Annotated in this window: 15 protein-coding genes; 10 read left to right on the top strand and 5 right to left on the bottom strand. The window is 40.2% G+C overall.

The annotated features are described in order from the left end of the window. A complete protein-coding gene (locus tag AAEZ02_RS10185; RefSeq protein ID WP_124013626.1) occupies window positions 1-957 on the bottom strand; it encodes an AAA family ATPase in 957 nt (318 codons plus the stop codon). A gap of 248 nt (window positions 958-1,205) precedes the next feature. Between AAEZ02_RS10185 and fadI the strand changes: the two genes are divergently transcribed. Both fadI and fadJ read left to right on the top strand, forming a co-directional pair. Beyond that, window positions 1,206-2,516 carry an acetyl-CoA C-acyltransferase FadI gene (gene fadI / locus AAEZ02_RS10180; RefSeq protein ID WP_124013625.1) on the top strand — a complete coding sequence of 437 codons (1,311 nt, stop codon included), beginning with the start codon at window positions 1,206-1,208 and terminating at the stop codon, window positions 2,514-2,516. Window positions 2,517-2,521: 5 nt separating this feature from the next. Next, a complete protein-coding gene (gene fadJ, locus AAEZ02_RS10175) occupies window positions 2,522-4,648 on the top strand; it encodes a fatty acid oxidation complex subunit alpha FadJ (RefSeq protein ID WP_351122954.1) in 2,127 nt (708 codons plus the stop codon). 725 nt (window positions 4,649-5,373) lie between these two features. Here the strand turns inward: fadJ and AAEZ02_RS10170 are convergent. From AAEZ02_RS10170 to AAEZ02_RS10160, 3 genes are all read right to left on the bottom strand, one after another. Further along, window positions 5,374-5,817, bottom strand: a complete 444-nt coding sequence (locus AAEZ02_RS10170) for a hypothetical protein (protein WP_351122951.1) — start codon at window positions 5,815-5,817, stop codon at window positions 5,374-5,376. A gap of 109 nt (window positions 5,818-5,926) precedes the next feature. Further along, window positions 5,927-10,240: an EAL domain-containing protein gene (locus AAEZ02_RS10165; protein ID WP_351122948.1), complete on the bottom strand. Its 4,314-nt coding sequence runs from the start codon at window positions 10,238-10,240 to the stop codon at window positions 5,927-5,929. Window positions 10,241-10,520: 280 nt separating this feature from the next. Further along, window positions 10,521-13,310, bottom strand: a complete 2,790-nt coding sequence (locus AAEZ02_RS10160; RefSeq protein ID WP_351122945.1) for an insulinase family protein — start codon at window positions 13,308-13,310, stop codon at window positions 10,521-10,523. A 188-nt stretch (window positions 13,311-13,498) separates the two neighbouring features. On the opposite strand from AAEZ02_RS10160, the gene sixA reads away from it, so the two are divergent. Next, complete coding sequence (sixA, locus tag AAEZ02_RS10155; RefSeq protein ID WP_101030247.1) at window positions 13,499-13,972, top strand: phosphohistidine phosphatase SixA; 474 nt, start codon at window positions 13,499-13,501, stop codon at window positions 13,970-13,972. 88 nt (window positions 13,973-14,060) lie between these two features. Here sixA and smrB read toward each other — a convergent pair whose 3' ends face one another. After that, complete coding sequence (smrB, locus tag AAEZ02_RS10150; protein ID WP_101030248.1) at window positions 14,061-14,588, bottom strand: endonuclease SmrB; 528 nt, start codon at window positions 14,586-14,588, stop codon at window positions 14,061-14,063. A 79-nt stretch (window positions 14,589-14,667) separates the two neighbouring features. Between smrB and prmB the strand changes: the two genes are divergently transcribed. The 7 genes from prmB to AAEZ02_RS10115 all read left to right on the top strand — a co-directional run bounded on the left by prmB (window position 14,668) and on the right by AAEZ02_RS10115 (window position 20,769). Beyond that, a complete protein-coding gene (gene prmB, locus AAEZ02_RS10145) occupies window positions 14,668-15,612 on the top strand; it encodes a 50S ribosomal protein L3 N(5)-glutamine methyltransferase (protein WP_124013620.1) in 945 nt (314 codons plus the stop codon). Between the two features lie 68 nt (window positions 15,613-15,680). Next, complete coding sequence (gene aroC, locus AAEZ02_RS10140) at window positions 15,681-16,775, top strand: chorismate synthase (RefSeq protein WP_124013619.1); 1,095 nt, start codon at window positions 15,681-15,683, stop codon at window positions 16,773-16,775. Beyond that, a complete protein-coding gene (locus AAEZ02_RS10135; RefSeq protein ID WP_124013618.1) occupies window positions 16,775-17,956 on the top strand; it encodes an MFS transporter in 1,182 nt (393 codons plus the stop codon). Before aroC ends, AAEZ02_RS10135 begins: the two co-directional genes overlap by 1 nt. A 36-nt stretch (window positions 17,957-17,992) precedes the next feature. After that, window positions 17,993-19,129 (top strand): ATP-NAD kinase family protein, encoded by a 1,137-nt coding sequence (locus AAEZ02_RS10130; protein ID WP_124013617.1) that lies wholly within the window; start codon window positions 17,993-17,995, stop codon window positions 19,127-19,129. Window positions 19,130-19,132: 3 nt separating this feature from the next. Further along, entirely contained in the window at window positions 19,133-19,411 is a 279-nt protein-coding gene (locus AAEZ02_RS10125; protein WP_101030253.1) for a YfcL family protein, read from the top strand. A gap of 22 nt (window positions 19,412-19,433) precedes the next feature. Next, window positions 19,434-19,973, top strand: a complete 540-nt coding sequence (locus tag AAEZ02_RS10120) for an RNA methyltransferase (protein ID WP_124013616.1) — start codon at window positions 19,434-19,436, stop codon at window positions 19,971-19,973. Between the two features lie 424 nt (window positions 19,974-20,397). Beyond that, on the top strand, window positions 20,398-20,769 hold the full coding sequence (locus AAEZ02_RS10115; RefSeq protein WP_124013615.1) for a rhodanese-like domain-containing protein: 372 nt from the start codon (window positions 20,398-20,400) through the stop codon (window positions 20,767-20,769). Window positions 20,770-21,367 lie beyond the last annotated feature (598 nt).

The following is a 21,367-nucleotide window of genomic DNA, read 5'->3' as shown; positions in this document are numbered from 1 at the left end:
TTACGGTACGGCAACTTGGCTAAGAATGTGATCAATCACATGATCTGCAGTGACACCTTCCGCTTGTGCTTGATAACTGAGCAATAAACGATGACGTAAAACATTGGGTGCAACCGCTTGAATATCTTCTGGCGAGACAAAGTCGCGTTCATGCAACCAAGCACGTGCTCTTGCACAACGTTCTAATGAAATAGTGGCTCGAGGGCTGACACCATATTCAAGCCATTTGGCTAAATCAGTGCTGTACCTTGCAGGTTGGCGAGTGGCCATAATAATTTCAACAATGTATTTCTCTAACGGTTCCGCTAAATAAATCTCTAATGCCTGATCCCGGGCGGCAAATACGTCGGCTTGAGCGACAGGCTCAATGGTCGGCAATTGATGTGTTTTGGCCTCTTTACGCGATTGGCGTAAGATTTCGCATTCTGTTTCAGCACTAGGATAATCAAGATTAAGATGCATTAAAAAACGATCTAATTGTGCCTCTGGTAGCGGGTAAGTGCCTTCGTTTTCAAGTGGGTTTTGTGTCGCCATGACTAAAAATAGCGGCGGTAAAGGATAGCTGTGTTTACCGACGGTAACTTGACCTTCGGCCATGGCTTCTAATAAAGCAGATTGTACTTTAGCTGGGGCACGGTTAATTTCATCCGCTAAAATAAGATTATGGAAGATTGGCCCCGCTTCAAATTCAAATGTACCCGTTTGCTGACGATAAATATCGGTACCGGTTAAATCAGCTGGCAGTAAATCTGGCGTGAACTGAATACGGTGAAACTCGCCTTCTACGCCATCGCATAATGCTTTTACTGCACGGGTTTTAGCTAAACCTGGCGGTCCTTCAACTAATAAATGTCCGTTGGCGATAAGTGCGATCAGCAAGTTTTCAGTTAATACGGGTTGGCCTAACACTACAGTATCTAAATAGGTTCGTAGTGAGTGGAAACGACTTAACGACATAGCGGTACTCAATTTATTTAGTTGGCATTGGGGTTATTACAACCTATGTTATGAATTCTATTGGTTTTTGGCTAGTAGGATTAACACATTTTAACTATTAATGAAGTAGATAGTTATAAACGCCTGTTTAAAACCATGCAATAAAAAGTTAGACTTAGATCACGCTTTGATGGTCTGACCAGACTATCTAACAAAATAGAAACTTAACGGCCGAGCCGAGATGAGCTAACAATAATAGAGGGTGGCACATGAGTGATAGACAACAGGTAACGAATTCCCGGGGTGAACGCATTGCGATTGTTGCCGGTTTAAGAACACCATTTGCGAAACAAGCAACCGCTTTTCATGGCGTATCTGCGCTGGATATGGGCAAAATGGTGGTAAATGAGTTGCTGTCTCGCTCTGAAATCGACCCTCAATTAATTGAACAACTTGTATTTGGTAAAGTGGTGCAAATGACAGCTGCGCCAAATATTGCTCGTGAAATTGTACTCGGTACGGGAATGAATGTGTCAACTGATGCCTATTCGGTGACCCGAGCTTGTGCGACTAGTTTTCAATCTACCGTTAATGTGGCTGAGTCAATCATGACGGGCAATATCGAAATCGGTTTAGCCGGTGGTTCTGATTCGTCTTCGGTATTACCGATCGGAGTATCAAGAAAATTAGCACATGCTTTAGTCGATCTAAATAAAGCTCGTTCGTTTAAAGAAAAATTTGCGATTGCACGTCGTTTAGGTTTGAAAGATCTTTTACCTGTACCGCCAGCTGTTGCTGAGTATTCAACTGGTTTATCGATGGGACAAACTGCAGAGCAAATGGCTAAAACTTATCATATTAGCCGCGCTGATCAAGATGCATTAGCGCACCGCTCGCATACATTGGCGACAGAAGCGTGGAATTCAGGTTATCTGCGCGATGAAGTCATGACCGCTCATATTCCTCCGTACAAACAATTTATTGATCGCGATAATAATATTCGTGAAGACTCAGTATTAGAGTCTTATGCCAAATTGCGCCCAGCCTTTGACCGTCAACACGGTACGGTAACAGCGGCGAACAGTACGCCATTAACTGATGGTGCCTCTGCAATCATTTTAATGAGCGAAGGTCGTGCCAAAGCCTTAGGCTATCAGCCAATGGGTTACATTAAGAGTTACGCGTTTACTGCTATTGATGTTTGGCAAGATATGTTGATGGGTCCATCGTATGCCACACCATTAGCATTAAAACGTGCTGGTATGGAATTAGAGGATTTAACCCTGATTGAAATGCATGAAGCGTTTGCAGCGCAGACATTAGCGAACATGCAAATGTTTGCTTCTAAAAAGTTTGCCCAAGAAAAATTAGGTCGAGATCGTGCCATTGGTGAAATCGACATGAGTAAATTTAACGTATTAGGTGGTTCATTGGCTTATGGCCATCCTTTTGCGGCAACCGGTACTCGATTAATCACCCAAGTCTGTCGTGAGCTTAAGCGTCGTGGTGGTGGTACAGGTTTGACAACGGCTTGTGCAGCGGGTGGTTTAGGTGTAGCAATGATTTTAGAGGTGGAGTAATGAGCATGGAAAAGACATTTAATTTAGCTCGTCGTGATGATGGTATTGCGATTTTAACCATGGATGTTCCTGGCGAAACCATGAACACCTTAAGGGCGGAATTTGGGCCTGAAATTACAGAAATTTTAGCTGAAGTTAAAGCTGATCCAAGCATTACAGGTTTAGTCATTATCTCTGGTAAAGCGGATTCATTTGTTGCTGGTGCTGACATTAGCATGCTCGCGGCATGTAAGAGTGAGCAAGATGCTAAGGCATTATCACAACAAGGTCATGTGCTATTTTCTGAACTTGAAGGATTATCTATTCCGGTTGTTGCTGCGATAAATGGTGCTTGTTTAGGCGGTGGCTTAGAGTTAGCGCTAGCATGTCATTTACGTGTATGCAGTGATGATAAAAAAACCATGCTAGGTTTGCCCGAAGTACAACTGGGTTTGCTGCCTGGCACTGGTGGTACCCAGCGTTTGCCTCGTTTAGTCGGTATTACTACAGCACTTGATATGATGTTAACCGGTAAGCAAATTCGCCCTAAACAAGCGTTAAAAATGGGCTTAGTGAATGATGTCGTACCTAATTCAATTTTATTAGAAACCGCAATCGAGCTGGCTAAAAAAGGCAAAAAAGCCATTAAGCCAGTGGTGCAATCTAAAATTAATCAGTTTTTAGAATCAACATCATTTACGCGCGACCTCATTTTTGATCAAGCGCGTAAGCAAGTGTTAAAGAAGACTCAAGGTAATTATCCTGCTCCGACTAAGATCATAGACAGTGTTCGCCAAGGTATGAGTAAAGGCATGGTGAAAGGTCTTGAGGTTGAAGCGACTCATTTTGCTAATTTGGTGATGTCTAAAGAATCAGCCGCACTGAGAGGACTCTTTTTTGCTACTACTGAGATGAAAAAAGAGACTGGCGCTGAAGGTGCTGTACCTCGTAAAGTCAAAAAAGTGATGGTATTAGGTGGTGGCTTAATGGGCGGCGGTATTGCGTCTGTGACCACCACGAAGGCTAAAATCCCCGCTCGAGTGAAAGATATCTCTGAACAAGGTTTGAGTAATGCCTTAGCTTATGCTTACAAGCTATTAGATAAAGGGGTTAAGCGTCGCCATATGACGCCTGCGGCCCGCGACAAGTTAATGGCGTTAATGACCACAACGACTGAGTATAAAGGCATTAAAGATGCTGATATCGTTGTTGAAGCAGTATTTGAAGACCTCGCATTGAAACATCAGATGGTGAAAGATGTTGAACGTGAGTGCGGTGAAAACACCATTTTCGCATCTAACACTTCATCTCTGCCGATTGGACAAATTGCCGAAGCAGCAAGCCGTCCTGAAAATGTCATTGGTCTACATTACTTCTCTCCAGTAGAAAAAATGCCGTTGGTTGAAGTTATTGCGCATAAAACAACGTCACCTGAAACCATTGCAACGACCGTGGCTTTTGCTCGTAAGCAAGGTAAAACGCCTATTGTGGTACAAGATGGTGCTGGTTTTTATGTTAACCGTATTCTTGCCCTGTATATGAACGAAGCGGCGCAGTTATTACTCGAAGGGCAACGAATAGAGCATTTAGACAGCTCGTTAGTGAAGTTTGGCTTTCCTGTCGGTCCAATGACGTTACTGGATGAAGTGGGTATTGACGTTGGCGGCAAAATTTCGCCTATTTTAGAAAAAGAGTTAGGCGCACGTTTTAAAGCACCTGCTGCATTTGAGAAGTTACTCGCCGACGATCGTAAAGGTCGCAAGAATGGCAAAGGTTTCTACCAATATGGTCCTAAAGCGAAAAAAGCTAAATCAGTTGATGAGTCAGTTTACAAAGTGCTCGACATTTCAATTGCTTCAGATAAAGAAGCAAAAAATGTGGCTGAGCGTTGTACGATCCAAATGCTCAATGAGGCCGTTCGTTGTCTTGAAGAAGGGATCATTGCTTCTGCTCGAGACGGTGATATCGGTGCGATATTTGGTATTGGTTTTCCGCCATTCTTAGGTGGCCCGTTCCGTTACATTGACACATTAGGTGCAAGTAACTTAGTGGCGACATTACAAGGTTATCAATCACTCTACGGTGAGCGTTTCTCACCGTGTGATACGTTAGTCAAAATGGCTAGGGATGGAAGTCTGTTCTACACAAAGTAAACTCTTTGTTGTATAGATAGCTTGTTAGTTATCGCATTGTAATAAAAAAGCGGCAAGTTATTGCCGCTTTTTTATTTGTTAAAGGCATACTTTTGCCTGTTTTTTAATCGATACGTTACTTCTTTTCGGTATAGTACACATTCTTAAGTATGATAACGTTATTTGATTATGGGATCAGACGCCGCCATTAAGCTGTCATCGCACGGGTAATGTGATGTTAATATCATCACTTACAAGTTAAATAAGCGCCGTAATGGTGTATGGGCAGGGATTATATTAACTGAGTTATTTAGGTTCAGTGATAATGTAGTTTAGTTATTCATATTAGTTTTATCGAGTATTCGTCGTGGTTTTTTTATTTAGTTTGCTGCTTATCAATATGGAATATAAATAAAGTATTGGTGATGCATAGGCTGTATTCTAGGGCCACTCACCTATGTTTAGCAGGCACTAACGCTTGGCTGATGTGAAAGTATGTCGACATGGCGTATAGAATAGACGGCTAAGCCTGTGTAGTCTGCGTCAGACACTCAACAAAAAAGGAGCTAATGCTCCTTTTTTGTGGCTGATGGTTAACCATCCGTCAGTACTATACCGACTACTTCCACCATGCTTTAGCTTGGATCACTTCGAGGTGGTTTAAACCTTCAGGTAATTTTACTTTCTTACGAGCTGGTTTTGCTAAACCAAGTGCAATTTTTAGAGAAGTAAACATAGGATTCTCCTTAAGCTGTTTGAGTGTCAAGCACTTTGATGGCTGGAATACCGGCGGTTTGCGTGTCTAGAACCTTGATGGCTGGAATACCGGCGGTTTGCGTGTCTAGAACCTTGATGGCTGGAATACCGGCGGTTTGCGTGTCTAGCACCTTGATGGCTGGAATACCGGCGGTTTGGGTGTCTAGCACCTTGATGGCTGGAATACCGGCGGTTTGCGTGTCTAGCACCTTGATGGCAGGAATACCGGCGGTTTGCGTGTCTAGCACCTTGATGGCAGGAATACCGGCGGTTTGCGTGTCTAGCACTTTGATGGCAGGAATACCGGCGGTTTGAGTGTCTATAACCTTGATGGCTGGAATACCGACGGTTTGCGTTTCAATTCCATTTACCATAGCAACACTACTGATAGATAATGCCGATAAAACTGCTACTGTAATTATTCCTTTAATCATTTTAATCTCTCTTATATTTAGTAATTCAAGCTCAGGGTTAAATAACAATATTATTTTTACAACTGAACTTAGAATTGCATTTGTCATGCCAAATATATGAGGAGATGATTTATTTTTTCATTAACCTACCGTTTAGAGTGTCAAATTTGAGTTTGTCTGCAGTGAGCATTAACTCAAAGTCTGCTTCTTTGATAGGCTTACTGTATATATATCCCTGAATTTCTTCACAGTTAAGTGCTTTTAAAATGTTGAGTTGTGAGGTTTGTTCTACACCTTCACCAACGACCGTCAACCCCATATTATGGGCAATGGTAATAATAGAATCGACCATCTTGAGGTCTCGGTCTGATTTATCAATATCATCAACAAAGGTTTTATCAATTTTTAAACAGTTGATAGGGAATCGTTTTAAATATGACAAAGAAGAGTAACCGGTACCAAAATCGTCAAGAGCGAGGCTAATGCCCATTTTTGCCAATTGTTGCATCACTTTAATGGCTTGCTCTGGGTTTTTGATAACAGTGCTTTCAGTGATTTCCAGTTCTAAGTGTTCAGCCGGTAGTTTTGTGAGGCGTAAAATAGACTCTATGCGTAATAGTAAATCAGGAAGTGCAAATTGTTTTGATGACAAATTGACTGCAACGCGACCACTAAATAGTCCTAGTTCCAACCATTTCTGCGCAGCAAAACAGGCTTTTCGCATTACAACATCACCAATTTCAACTATTAGGCCGTTTTCTTCAGCAAGGGGAATAAATTCGTTCGGTCCTATCAGGCCTAATTTAGGGTGATTTAATCTCACTAACGCTTCCATTCCAGTGAGGCGATCTTTTTTTACATCGACTTTAGGTTGGTAATAGACTTCAAATAAATCATCTTTTAGTGCTTCCCGAATTAAACTTTCGATTTCCAGTTGGCGTAAAGCATTTTGGTTTAATGATTCTGAATAGAACTGATAGCGGTTACCACCCCCTGACTTAGCGTGATACATGGCGATATCCGCTTTACGCAATAAGGCTTGCTCATTTTGCTCATCTTCAGGATAAAGCACAATGCCGATACTAATACCTAATACTAGTGAGTCATTATTAACAGTGAAGGCGGGTTTTAGACAGTTAATGACTTGGGTAGCGATGGCGGCACAAGAACCTATATCTGGGAGTTGATCGACGAGTAAAGCAAATTCATCACCTCCGAGACGGTATAAGCTGGCATGTTTTGGAATGGTTGACTGAATTCGCTCAGCAACACCGATCAATAAATCATCACCAATTTGATGGCCTAAAGAATCATTGATACGCTTAAAGTTATCTAAATCGAGTACCATTAAGGTGTGATGAATGTCTTTTTTGACTAAGTTGCTTAAGGTCACTTGTAAACTAGAACGATTAGGCAGCCCGGTAAGTAAGTCATTATTAGTCAGTTTTCTGAGCTCTTCTTCTTGCTGTTTACGGCGGGTAATATCAGAAAACACGCCAACGTAATGACTTGTTTCGCCTTGCTCATTGTATATGGCGTCGATTGTCAGCTCGATTAAGAAGAAACCGTCTTTACCTTTACTTGCTTCAATTTCACCGCTCCAACGACCTTGTTGCTTTAGTAAATTTCTTATTTGTTCAGAATAACTTGCTGGATAGCGAGTGAAATTGAGTATTTCATGGACAAACTTCTCTTTTGTAGAGGCTGTTAGTTCACAACAGGCATTATTGACTTCAACAAATTGATACTTCTCATCGAGAATAAACATCCCTTCAGAGATATTCTCAATTGCTCTAGCGAACAAGCGTAATTGCTCTTCTGCTTGTTTAATATTATTGATATCTTTAATGGTGCCCGTCATCCGTAGCGGCTGATCTTTTTGATCGCGTTCAACTATTTTGGCTCTGTCTAATATCCATATCCATTGCTGGTTACGCGCTTTAACACGATAAGCAATTTCAAAATGGTCGGTTATCGCATTAAAATGATCATTTAACGCTTTGGTGACTCTATCTCTATCGAGAGGGTGGATATTACTTTCTTCGTCAGCATTACCCGAGCGACGACCATCTTGAGGGAAGTCTAAAGAACCCCAAATGTTAGAACGGTAGATTTTGCCACTTTCAATATCCCAGTCCCACATTTCATCGCCACTACCCCATAAAGACAGCTTTAACCGCTCTTCACTCTGGGCTATTTGTTTCTGAATTTCACGGCGACGAATTATAATCTTAAAAGAGATGATAATTAAAGCTAATATAAATAGTCCGTATACTAATTTGGCTTCCAGAGATAACCACCAAGGTGGGGTTACTAATATTTTTATACTCTTAATATCTGTTTTTCTACCAGATAGTCTATTTTGAGCATATAACTTAAAGGTATATTTATCAGCTGATAAATTTGTATAAGTTACATTGTTATTTCCCTTTGTAGATAACCAATTTCTTTCTAGGCCTTCTAAGTAATAAAAAAATTCGAAATCATTATTATTTTTCCCTAGAACATTAAATTTAATTGTAAATGGATAGTCTGAGTGTTTTAGTATGATTTGATCTAAATTATTTATTGGTTTTTTGAGGATTTTTGAACCAACGCGGACTGGGGTGTTAAATAAAAGGAAATCAGACAGTTTTATAGTGGATATAGAATTTTCTGATATTGCAGATAATATTTTTTTAGGCTCTACTAAACTAAGACCTTCACCCCCCCCAAATAATACTGACTTATTCAGTGTTAGTAATGATTGGGTGTTGTAATCTTTTAATACACCATTTTCAACGCTAAGTGTGTGAGTGATATTTGTATTAGTATCAATTATATAAACTTCTCTATTTGAAGATGCGACCATTATATTATCTACAAAAGCTATTGAGTATATTACTTTTTTTCTATTGAATATTATTTTCGGTTTGCTAAAGATATTTTTATCTATAGAATAAATAGAACTTCGAGTGCCAAAATATACTTTATTGTTTTTAACCGCGATATTAAACACAATGTCTTCATTAAAAACTTCGGTTATTTTATTATTTTCCCATATAAGTAGCCCTGCTTGTGATGCAATCCATAATTTAGAGTCAATCTTAACCATATCATAGATTGGGTAACTGAATTTAGTATTTATTTCTTCAATAACCTCACCCGTTATCGATAAAACTTGCACTTCACCTTTGAAGTTTGAACTATAGAATTGGTCTAGATCTTTGTTATATTTAATGCTGACAATTAACTCATTGTTTAGTTTTCTTTCTTTTCCATTTTCAATATTTATTAAATATAGTCCAGACTTAGTGCCAACAAAAGCTTTTTTGTTTATCACTAATATTGATTTTGGCCCATATGGCAATGATGTTTTAATCGTCTTCTTTAAAACTATACTTTTGTCATATACATATATTTTATTTCCGTCATTAACTAGGAAAATATCATCTTTATATTCTGAAATCGACCATATGTTATTTGGAATGTCTTTGATTTTTTTTACTAAGTTGTTTTCTGGTGATATCTTTATGAATCCATCATTATAATTGGATATGTAAAGGTTTCCCCCATTGGCTGATATGAAAGATTTAATGAACTTTTCACCCTCAACTTGAAGTTCTCCTAATGATGTCCATGTTATTTTATTATTGTTTTTTTTAAGACTAAATATTTTGTTTTCGTACAATCCTATGACATTGTTCATATTAGTATAATCGATGGATAAATCTATAAGCTTTAATTTAGATATTTTTTTAATTTTTTCATTAATAATATATATGCCTTGATCTGTTGCGGCAATTACATTGTTCTTAAATATTATAATATCGTTAGATTTGCTTATTATTTTTTTTGTAGTATTCGTATTATTTGTAAAAACACTACCTTCATAGTTTCTAATGTAAAAAATACCATTAAACTTTAAGATGTTTTTTATTTCTTTTAGATTGTCATCTTCAAAAATTAAATACTGATTATTGCTTTCTTCATAGGTCACAAATTTACCATTTAAACCAATGAAAATTTTATCATCTTGTTTTGATATTGACCAAATGGCTTGATCACCAATTTGAGTAGAAATACTGTTTCTACTGAATGACTCTGTTTCTTTATCAAATTGAACGAGACCTTTATCCGTCCCAACTAACAGCACGCCATTATCATCTATAAGCAAATTGCGGATAAAAGAACTGGGGAGAGACTTTGCATCGTCACCAGCATAGAACTGTTTAAACTCGTTACCATCAAAACGGTTTAAGCCATTGATGGTACCAACCCAAACGTAGCCCTCTTTGTCTTCTACAATGGCGGTAACGGTATCTTGTGATAAACCATCGGCAACACCATAATTGGTATGATTGAGTAGAATATCAAAATTTGATTCGGTGTTGTCAGCTTCAATGGCTGTTACGCCAAAGCTACAAATAAAATAAACACAGATTAACAATAAAATTTTAGGCATAATTTTTATACTTATTCTCTTTCGATGCCGCAAAGAAGTTGATGAATTGTCTACTTTTTCAGAAACCTGAGCCTTTGTCAAAAGCATGTTAACAAAAAAGGTGTGATTGATAGGATATTACCTAACAATTACGATAGCATTGTCTAAAAGTCGTTTTTTAATCAATAGCTTATGGGGTATTAACGTTTTATTTAGTATTTTGCACCGTTAATATTGGTAGCGACTATTTTGTAACCGTAATCGCAGTCTCTTTTCTGAACTTTTCTGCCGTAGACATTTACTAAAACTGAAATTTATCCGTCTGTTGTTTAAACGTTTTTAAGTCTACAATCATATTATTTGAACGCAGGCTCGCTTGACTGTGATGTTGTTTACCGCTGTTAAACAGGACTAAGCGGTCACAATCTTTACTGCGCATGTGAGCCACCATAAACTTAATCAAATCTGCTCTTGTGAGCTTTTCTACTTCAGCCACGACCATCTCACGTTGATTAAATTCATAATCGCGGTTTCCTAAGTTCACCCAATAGCGTTGGCTGCGTGTTTTTAGGTTAGTATCGTGTTCCATTATTTGACCTATCATGCCTCGTTTAGTGCTTTCCCATTGTTGATTGGTTATTTGCATCACGGCATAATTAAAGTCGGCGATGAACTCATCTATGGCTTCGAGTAGTTGTCTTGGACCTGTAGTGGGGGATTGAACATAGAAAATCATCCCTGGATGTCGGTTTAATGGCAAGTAGCCTGTTCCTACCATGTAGCCTAATTGTTGTTTAGTGCGTAACTCATGGAAAAAGGTTGATGACATTGTATGGTTTAGTAGGCTAAATAATGCCATACGATCAGGTGTTGCCATACGAGACTGATAGTAAACAATAATCGCGCTATCTTGGTGATCCATGGTTTTTTCGCGAAGCAATGAGCCTCTTTTATCGAGATTGATAAGTTCGCGAGATGCTTCAGCGCTTGGCTTTGTTACCAAAGATAATAAATGCTGCAAACGCTTGGCGAGTAGCTGAGCTTCTTCAACCAGCCAATCCCCGTAAACTAATCCTTCAAGATAAATCTTTTTGTAAAATGCGCTAACATGATTATGCAAATCATCAAGGGTCAGTAGCGTGAGTTGTTCAGCCATTGTTGTCGGTTCAAAACTGCTTTTTTGTAGCGTGACCGTTAAGCTGGTAAATAATTGTGATATTGGCTTGGCTTGAGCAACATTATTCCAACTGCGTAATATCTGTTTTTTAATCATGTTAAAGCGCTGCTCGGTAAAATTTCGCTCGCGTGCTTTTTTGATTATTAAGGTTAATAGCTTTTCTTGGTTACCAGTAAAGCCGGTTAAATGGAGGGTAATACCGCCTTGGTGGGGGTAGATATTGTAGTTAAGGCCAGCAACCTCTGCTTGATATGTTGGTTCTGTCAGGTAATCGATAAGCATTTCGACGTACAGTCTTGTTAATGCTGCCTGTCTTGGCGTTGAGCTAGCTTGATCGGAATCTAATGATAAGTATAAATGCCCTTTAGGGACATTGAACTCATCATCTTTTTTATGCCAAATACGGTAACCTTCACCTTCAGCAACAATAGTGGGTACTGGGGTATTACTTTTGTTTGCTCGAGCTTGTGGATCCGAGACAATAAACGGATTTTTTTCAGGTAGTTTAAGATCTTCTCTTATTGAAACCGCAGACCATTTTTTTATTTGTTGAGCTTGTAATGGCCTAACTTGGTAAGGGGTGTCGTACCATTGGGCTTGATTATCGACCTGAGACTCTTTTGCTACCGTGAGGAGACGCATATTGGTCGCCGACATCAATGAAAGGAGGTATTTTGTTTCATCCTCAAGCATCTCATCCATGCGATAGTCGCCATAAATAATGTTTTCAATATCGTAATGGTGCATGTTGATGCTGAGATGACTCGCTAAATCCAAGGTTTTGATCTGTTCTTGGAAACGAAAGGCAGTATCAAGCAGATTGGCTCGTTCTTGGTAACGCCATGCTTGAACACCTTGTTGCTTTATCAGTTCGATATATTCAAAGACACAAGAGACCACTTCATTTAGTTCAGTAAATCCCTTGTCGGTTAGCTGTATGCTGATCGAATAATCTTTGAAATTGTAGCCATTTATGCCACCGCCAGCAGATAAATGGTTGGCTAATCCGTGTCCTTTTAAATAAGACAATAAACTCCCCGGACTTTCATTACCGAGTAAGTGGCTAATAAAGGTGAGGGGTTTACGTTTATAAAATTGGTCTATCTCTGGGAGTGAAAAGCAAATACTGAGTCGTTTTTGATCTTTCAACGGTACAATTTGTATATGTGTTTGTTGCTGAGCCTCGGTTATCAGTGCTTCAGAAGGATAGTGTTTACTTACATTTCTATTGAGTATTTTTGAAAAATATTGTCTAACGATGGTGTCGAGTTCTGCGATAGGACGAGGCGCTACAACGCACAACGTCATAATATTAGCACTGTAATGTTGCTGATAAAAAGCCAGCAGTTCATCCCGAATGTCTGCTTGTTTACCTGCTAATGTCGCTTGGTTACCCACAGAGAATTTTGAAAACGGATGTTTTGGGTTAACGGTTTCTTTTTGAACTTGGTAGACTCGACGAATGTCATCTTTTAATTTTAAACTAAACTCCGATTCTATTGCCTGCCTTTCTCTATCAACTAACTCTAAATCAAACTTGGGAGCAATGAAAAATTGACTAAATCGGTCTAACGAACCTTCTAAAGCTTCTGCATTAATGCTATAAAAAAAGTTAGTTTGTTCTGTGCCTGTCCACGCATTATTGTTTCCACCATGTTGATTAATATAAGCATGGTATTCACCTGAGTCTGGATATTTTTCTGTGCCTAAAAACAACATATGCTCAAGAAAATGCGCCATACCAGGCCGTTCAACGGGATCGTCAAAATGACCAACACTGACAGCCATTGACGCTGCAGCTTGATTCGATTGCATATCTTCAACCAATAATACTCGAAGTTGATTGTCTAACACTCGATATTGGTACTGACGATGATCATTTTGGCTTTTATAAACTGCTGGAAATTCAGGCAAAAGGAGACTCCAGAAAAGATAACTTGTTATATATTGATCTTGTTATTACTTTTTAGCAAATTACCTTGGCTTGTTTTATTCGATTATCGACTAAAGTTTATCAAAATAAGCTCAATTCTAGGTTTGTTGTTGCGCTGATTAACGCTACAATTGGCTAAGAATGATAATAAAAACATCACGAGAGAAGTATGCAGCTATTTTTGATGCGCCATGGTGAAGCGGGTTTTGATGCACCGTCAGACAGGGAACGAAAGTTAACTGATATTGGCCGTATTCACACAGGTTTTATGGCTAATTGGTTAGCAAAACAGGTTAGCCATTTTGATTTGGTTATTGTGAGTCCTTATTTACGTGCACAACAAACGTGGCAAGAAGTCAGTAAACACCTATCCGATCCCCGTAAGTGGTTAGTGCTTGATGATGTCACCCCCTCTGGAGATGCCAAAATGACTGTTGATATTGTGCTTGCTTATGCAGAGCAATATAAAGCGGATAATGTATTGGTTATTGCACATATGCCTATTTTAGGCTTTATGGTTAGTGAACTTGTGGCAGGTATTGAGCCACCGTTGTTTGCTACGTCTGCGGTGGCTCACATTGACATGCATGGCCAGCACTCTAGTTTTGTGGCTATGACTGCACCACATCAAGTTATTGTGTAATGGCAATATTGGTTGTAATCATGTGTACTCATAAAAAGGTAAGTCAGCACTTACCTTTACTAACACTTTTTGCGCTTATTACCTCGAATTAACGTCGGTGAGGTTGCTCACCAATATCAATTAATACCAATAACGCTGCATCGCCACCCCATTCTTTTGGTGCTTGATGGAATGCTTTTACGTTTGGATGTTGCGCTAACCACATTGGTGTTTGCTGCTTTAAAATCCCCATACCATAGCCGTGCATGACACAACAACATATTGTGCTTTGCTTAACGCATGCCTGGATAAGTGCTGCTAATTCAAGTTTGGCTTCAGCTTGACGCATCCCGTGTAAATCAAGCAGTAGGTCAGGTGAATAGTCACCACGTCTTAAACGTTTTAATTCAAGCTTATCTGTGTTGGCATTAATCCAACGCATAGGACCATTAATCGGCAGAAGCGGCTGATATGTATCCGAAAAATAACTGTCAACATGGATCTGACGTTCTTTTATTTCGAACTGTTGTTTGGGTTTGACAGGCTGTTTAAAGTAGTGGGTATCTTGTTTTAGTGGTTTGATACCATCGATTAATGTACTAAACAGCGATAAGTCTACATAATTATTGTCTTTCATCGGCGTATTGTATTGAATTTTAGGTCATCTTAATAGACATCAGTTACAATAGCTGAGAAGAATTTTTAAGGAGTGTGTTTTGGATAAGATCTTTGTAGATGAAGCTGTCACTGAGTTACGTACCATAGCTGATATGTTGCGTTGGGCTGTCAGTCGTTTTAATGATGCTAACATTTATTATGGCCACGGAACGGATAATGCCTGGGACGAAGCGATTGCATTGGTTTTTGATGCTTTACATTTACCCGAAGAAATCGGCCAGCAGGTTATTTTAAGTAATTTAACCAGTAGCGAAAAACACAAAATCGTTGAATTGATTATTCGCCGTGTACGTGAACGTTTACCGGTTCCGTATTTGACCAATAAAGCCAATTTTGCCGGACTCGAATTTTATGTTGATGAGCGCGTACTTGTACCACGCTCACCGATAGCAGAAATGATCAATTATAAATTTAGCCCTTGGTTATATAATAAACCTGTTAATCGCATTATGGATTTATGTACCGGCAGTGCTTGTATTGCCATTGCTTGTGCCTATGCGTTTGAAGATGCTGAAGTTGACGCCTTAGATATTAGTGAAGATGCACTTGAAGTGGCCCAGATTAATGTTGAGTCTTTGGGTGTGTTAGAACGTGTTTTCCCGATTCAATCCGATTTATTTTCGGCGATCCCTAAAGGTCCTCATTACGATTTAATTGTATCTAACCCTCCATATGTTGATGCTGAAGATATTGGCGATATGCCTCAAGAGTATCATCACGAACCCGCGATAGGGTTAGCGTCTGGTAATGATGGCTTAGATTTAACCAAACGCATTTTGGCGAATGCGGCAGATTATTTGACCGAAACCGGTTTACTTGTGGTTGAGGTGGGTAATTCAATGGTGCATTTGATTGAGCAATATCCTGATATGCCGTTTACTTGGGTTGATTTTGAATTTGGCGGTGATGGTGTGTTTGTATTAACTCGTGATCAGCTAGTTGAAAATGAAACACTTTTCGCCATCTACAAAGATGGTGAATAATCGCGATAACATTAGCGACAAGAATAGCACTCAATAAAGTGAATAATTAATAGAGGTAGTTAACGCGCATGTCAGGAAATAGTATTGGCCAAAACTTTGTTGTGACAACATTTGGTGAAAGCCATGGTGTTGCTCTAGGTTGTATCATTGATGGTTGTCCTCCAGGGCTTGAGTTAACTGTTGAAGATATGCAACATGATTTAGACCGTCGTCGTCCTGGCACGTCACGCTACACTACTGCCCGGCGTGAAGCTGATGAAGTGAGAATTCTGTCAGGCGTCTTTGAAGGTAAAACGACTGGCACCTCTATTGGTTTGTTGATTGAGAATACCGATCAACGCAGCCAAGACTATTCCGACATAAAAGACACTTTTCGTCCTGGTCATGCTGATTATACCTATCAGCAAAAGTATGGCATGCGTGATTACCGTGGCGGTGGTCGCTCGTCTGCGCGTGAAACCGCAATGCGCGTTGCTGCCGGTGCGGTTGCTAAAAAATACCTTAAACAAGTTCATGGCATTGAAATCCACGGCTATCTTGCTCAATTAGGGCCAATTTGCGCCGAGACCATCGATTTAACTCAAATTGAACAAAATGCATTTTTCTTTCCTGATGCCAGTAAATTAGAAGCATTGGACGAGTATATGCGTGGTTTACGTAAATCTGGTGATTCGATTGGTGCCAAGATAACTGTGGTGGCAACTGGCGTACCTGTGGGGTTAGGTGAACCAGTATTTGATCGCCTCGATGCTGACATTGCCCATGCACTAATGGGCATTAATGCAGTGAAGGGCGTTGAAGTGGGTGATGGCTTTGGGGTTGTCACTCAAAAAGGCTCTGAAGGTCGCGACTTAATGTCACCACAAGGATTTGCGTCGAACCATGCTGGCGGAGTTCTGGGGGGGATTTCATCCGGTCAACCTGTTGTGGCTCATATTGCGCTAAAGCCGACCTCAAGCATTAGTGTGCCTGGTCAAAGCATGACAGTACAAGGTGAAACGATTGAGATGATCACCAAAGGTCGTCATGATCCTTGTGTCGGAATTCGTGCCGTACCCATTGCTGAAGCGATGCTTGCTATCGTGTTAATGGATCACTTATTAAGACATCGTGCTCAAAACCACGATGTGACCAGACAAACGCCCGTTATCGGAATGCGCTAATGTCCTCAGTTAAATGCCCTGAGCCGGATTTACGCTGGCTCAGGGCTTGTTATTTCTTTTTCTTTTCTATTCTTGGCATCATGGTCCCCTATTTGGGGGTTTTCTTTGACAGTCGAGGCTTCAATGCCCAAGAGATAGGTTTTTTGTTGGCGATATTAATGGCTACTCGCATTGTCGCACCTAATGTGTGGGCGGCGGTTGCTGATCGAACTGGCATGCGTTCAGAACTGATTAAATTAGGTTCTTGTGCCGCGGCGATCACCTATATCAGTTTTTTCTTTGATGGCAGCTTTGTCTATTTAGCGATTAGTCTGGCGATATACACGTTTTTTTGGAATGCGATTTTAGCTCAGCTAGAAGTGATTACCTTAGAAACGCTAGGTGACAAAGCTGAGCGTTATGGCGCTATTCGCAGTTGGGGCAGTGTGGGTTATATCGTGTTGGTGATCAGTGGTGGTCTTGCCATTGATTATTGGGGCCCTGAAGTGTTGCCTTATATGGGCATGATATTGTTTTTAGGTTTGTTTGCGTGTTCGTTACCTTTGCCTGCTAACCGCAGCGTTGTCGTCAATAAGTCCGAACGACCTAAGCTTAAGCTTGATGCCTCATTAGTGTGGTTTATGTTGTCTGCAATGTTACTCCAGATGAGTGTCGGACCATTTTATGGCTTTTTTGTATTGTATCTAAAACAGGTTGGCTACTCTGAGACCATCGCTGGTTTGCTGGTTGCCTTAGGCGTTCTAGCCGAAATCGTTATCTTTTTTTATTCATCTCGCCTTATTCGCCAATACGGTATCCGAGTATTACTCGTGGTGAGTATTTTACTGACGGTTATTCGTTGGTTACTGTTAGCCTTTGGCGTTGAATACGCTTCATTATTGATAATCAGCCAATTATTGCATGCATTTACCTTTGGTTTAGTGCATGCGGCCTCAATCCATTTTATTCATCGACACTTTAATGTCAGTCACCGGAGCACAGGGCAAGCATTATATGCCAGTGTCAGTTTTGGTGTGGGCGGTGCATTAGGCACATGGATAAGTGGCATGATTTGGGGGGATGGTAGTCAAATTATGTGGGTTTGGATATTTGCAGCAAGTTGTGCTTTTTTATCAATGCTTGCGGTTATGATGATCCCAAATATCAATGGCGAAGCATCCGCAAACGCACCACAAAGTTAATCTAAAATAGTGTTGTCGCAACAGCAAGGAGTCGACGTGAAACGTTTTCGTTTAGGGGTAATTATTAATCCACTGGCAGGATTAGGTGGGAGTGTCGGTTTAAAAGGCTCTGATGGTGTTGCTAATGATGCCATTGCCAAAGGAGCCATACCTAAAGCGCAGCAGCGGATGCAACAAGCCTTAGCGGTAGTGTTACCTTTTGCTGACACGATTGATATTATCACTGCATCGGGCGACATGGGTGCAGATTTGTGTCGTCAAATGGGGTTTCAAACAAATGCGGTGTATACCTGTAGTGCAACGACATCTTCGCTAGATACTCAGCAAGCGGTAACTTATTTACTTGAACAACAGTTGGATTTACTGCTTTTTGCGGGGGGGGATGGCACTGCTCGCGATATTTCTGCCGTGGTTGAAGACAAGCTACCTGTATTAGGCGTTCCTGCCGGAGTCAAAATTCATTCAGGTGTTTATGGCATTACGCCTCATGCTTCAGGGCTCGTGGTGAGCATGTTGTTAAAAGGTGAGTTAGTCAGTTTAATGTCAGCCGATGTAATGGATATTGATGAAGTTGCGTTTAGGCAAGGCACTGTCAGAGCCAAACGCTTTGGCGAAATGATGGTTCCTGCTGAGCCTAGATATATTCAAGCGGTAAAAATGGGTGGCAAAGAAGTCGATGAACTCGTGTTAGCTGATATTGCCGCTGACATTATCGAGTCTATGGAAGATGAGCTTTATATCATGGGTTCAGGTAGTACCGTTGCGGCGGTTATGGAAGACTTAGGCATTGATAATACCTTGTTGGGTGTCGATGTCATTCAACATAAAGCGCTAATTGCCAGCGATGTTACTGCTAAGCAATTACTTGAACTCACAAATGATACAGAATCTTGTCCTGCTAAATTGGTGATAACCTTAATTGGTGGTCAAGGTCACATATTGGGCCGCGGTAACCAACAATTATCGCCAGAATTAATAAAACGCATAGGAAAAGACAATATTTTAATCTTAGCCACAAAAACTAAGCTTAAAGCACTTGAAGGCAGGCCATTAATTGTGGATAGTGGCGACCCTGAATTAGACAAAGCACTCACAGGCTATTACAAAATAGTCACTGGCTACAATGATTACGTGATGTACCAGGTTGCCAACCCAGATTTAGTGGAGAACTAAACCATGTTAGAACTGTACGATGCCGCATTAGAGTCTTGGATGGAAGACAGTGTTAGCAATAGCGACGATGATGCATTATTTGCGTGTGGTTATTTACAAGGTCACATAGCGGTAGTATTAGCCGAATTAGAAGTGGAAACAGAACAAGATCTACCAGCTCTGGATCTCAAGTTGGTTAAATGCTTAGCCTTGGCAAATGAAGAGTTAGAAGAACACGATTTTTCATTAGTAGAAGCTGCATGGCTGCAATTACGTCAACGTATTGTGGTTCAAGCGGCATAACCGGAAAAGATTAATCTGCTTTATGGAAAATATTCAAACGAGAGTGACAATTGGATTAGTTAATCCTAAAACCCCAGTCAATGTCGGTGGCATCATGCGTGCTGCAGGCTGTTATCGGGTCGATAATGTTTGCTATACCGGTAAACGTTACGAATTGGCCGCTAAGTCGGGTGATGCTCAATACGATGTGGACACTAAAGATGCTGCAAAGCGCATTCCTTTGGTCGGCGTCGAGTCATTACTCGATAGCGTGCCTGACGGAGCAACGATTGTGTGTGTTGATCTCGTCGTTGGGGCAACGCCATTGCCTTTATTTACTCATCCCGAAAATGCATTTTATATTTTTGGTCCAGAAGATGGCACTATTCCTCAGCAATTGATTGATGCAGCAACAGCGGTAGTTTACGTACCAACCGTTGGCTGCATGAATTTAGCTGCATCAGTGAATGTACTGCTTTATGATCGCCTTGCAAAAATGACCCAAATGGATGCTGGTGATGAGCTGATTAGACAAAGCCGGGATAATAACAATCGTACCAAAGTGAAGCATTGGTTAAAGTAATTTTCCTGAGAATACAATAAATGCCGGATGAGAAATCATCCGGCATTTTTATTTAAGCGTTTTAAGGTAAAAATTCACTGACACTGAGGGCTACCAAGTCACATAGACAAAGCGGCGGTGTTAATTGGCCTTGTTAATTAATTGTCATGATATTAAGCGCAATAGCATAAACATGCCAAATAGAAGCTTGAGAATGAGGTTATTTGCTAATGTTAGTTTTTTAGACGTGGTTTAAATGTGGAACATTCATTGATAAAAGCTTGAATTATGAACTTAAGTGGTAGAAGTTGTGTAGGAAGACAAGCGTCGAAGTGCCCTTAAATGCGAATAGTGAGGTTTGTGTTAAAGGTCAAGTAACCGTCATTAGATTGATGACTTCGTAAGACTTAATGGTTCAGAATGAAGCCTTTTTAGGAATATATAGATGTCGATATTAACGAGTTTATCTCAGTGGTTACCGTTTGGAAATATGCCAGAAATGAACGCCGAAGAGGTGTATAAGCGTCTTAAGACAAATGATATTCAGATTGTAGATGTTCGAACGAAAATGGAATGGAATAAGTCACATATCGAAGGCTCGTTAAATCTGCCCATAACAAAGCTTTCAATTGACACTATAAAACAGCTTGATCTATCACAAGAGATAACCACCGTCGTGATATGTCTATCAGCCCATCGTAGCATCCCAGGCGTTAGAAAACTTAACCAGTTCGGGTTTGAGGATGTTTATCAACTTGAGGGAGGAATGCTTAGCTGGTGGCAGTCAAAGTTGCCAACATCAACTATGACACATTAGGGCAGAGAGACTAAGTATGACGTTAATATTTTTGCATTGTTCAGGCTGTACTCGTGTTGTCTGGTTCTAACGAGTCTTTAAGGCGTATGAATGCGATCGAAAAATTCAGCTGATGATTTTGTAACAAACTAATAATCAGGTTCGTTTAATTGCACTCAACCGTCCTTCATAGTGTCACCCAGATCGATTGATATGCTTGAAGCACTTTCAGTTGTGCTATAGGAGGCGGAAAGTGAAACTATTGTTCGGATAATTGTCCTTGCCAGAGGTTATGAATAGCTGAGCCCAGCGAGTGACTGCTTTATTTAGCAATGGACATGGGTAAATGCATTAATTTAAGTTTGATGGGGTAACACTAGGAAGTTTTAAAGAGAGGAATAACAATAAAAATGGTTGCGGGAGTAGGACTTGATAAAAAACTACAACCTTCGACTCTTTATTTATAAAAGCTGAGCCCGACGATCTAGCAATTGTTCCATTATGCATCTGACAACGCTATAAATTATTTTAATTCTATTGACTAAAGAAATGGTTGCGGGAGTAGGACTTGAACCTACGACCTTCGGGTTATGAGCCCGACGAGCTACCAACTGCTCCA

It is taken from the genome of Shewanella sp. T24-MNA-CIBAN-0130 (assembly GCF_040310185.1).
Lineage (GTDB): Bacteria > Pseudomonadota > Gammaproteobacteria > Enterobacterales > Shewanellaceae > Shewanella > Shewanella psychromarinicola.
Note: the sequence above shows the minus strand (reverse complement) of the source record. Positions and strands in the feature narration are given on the sequence as shown.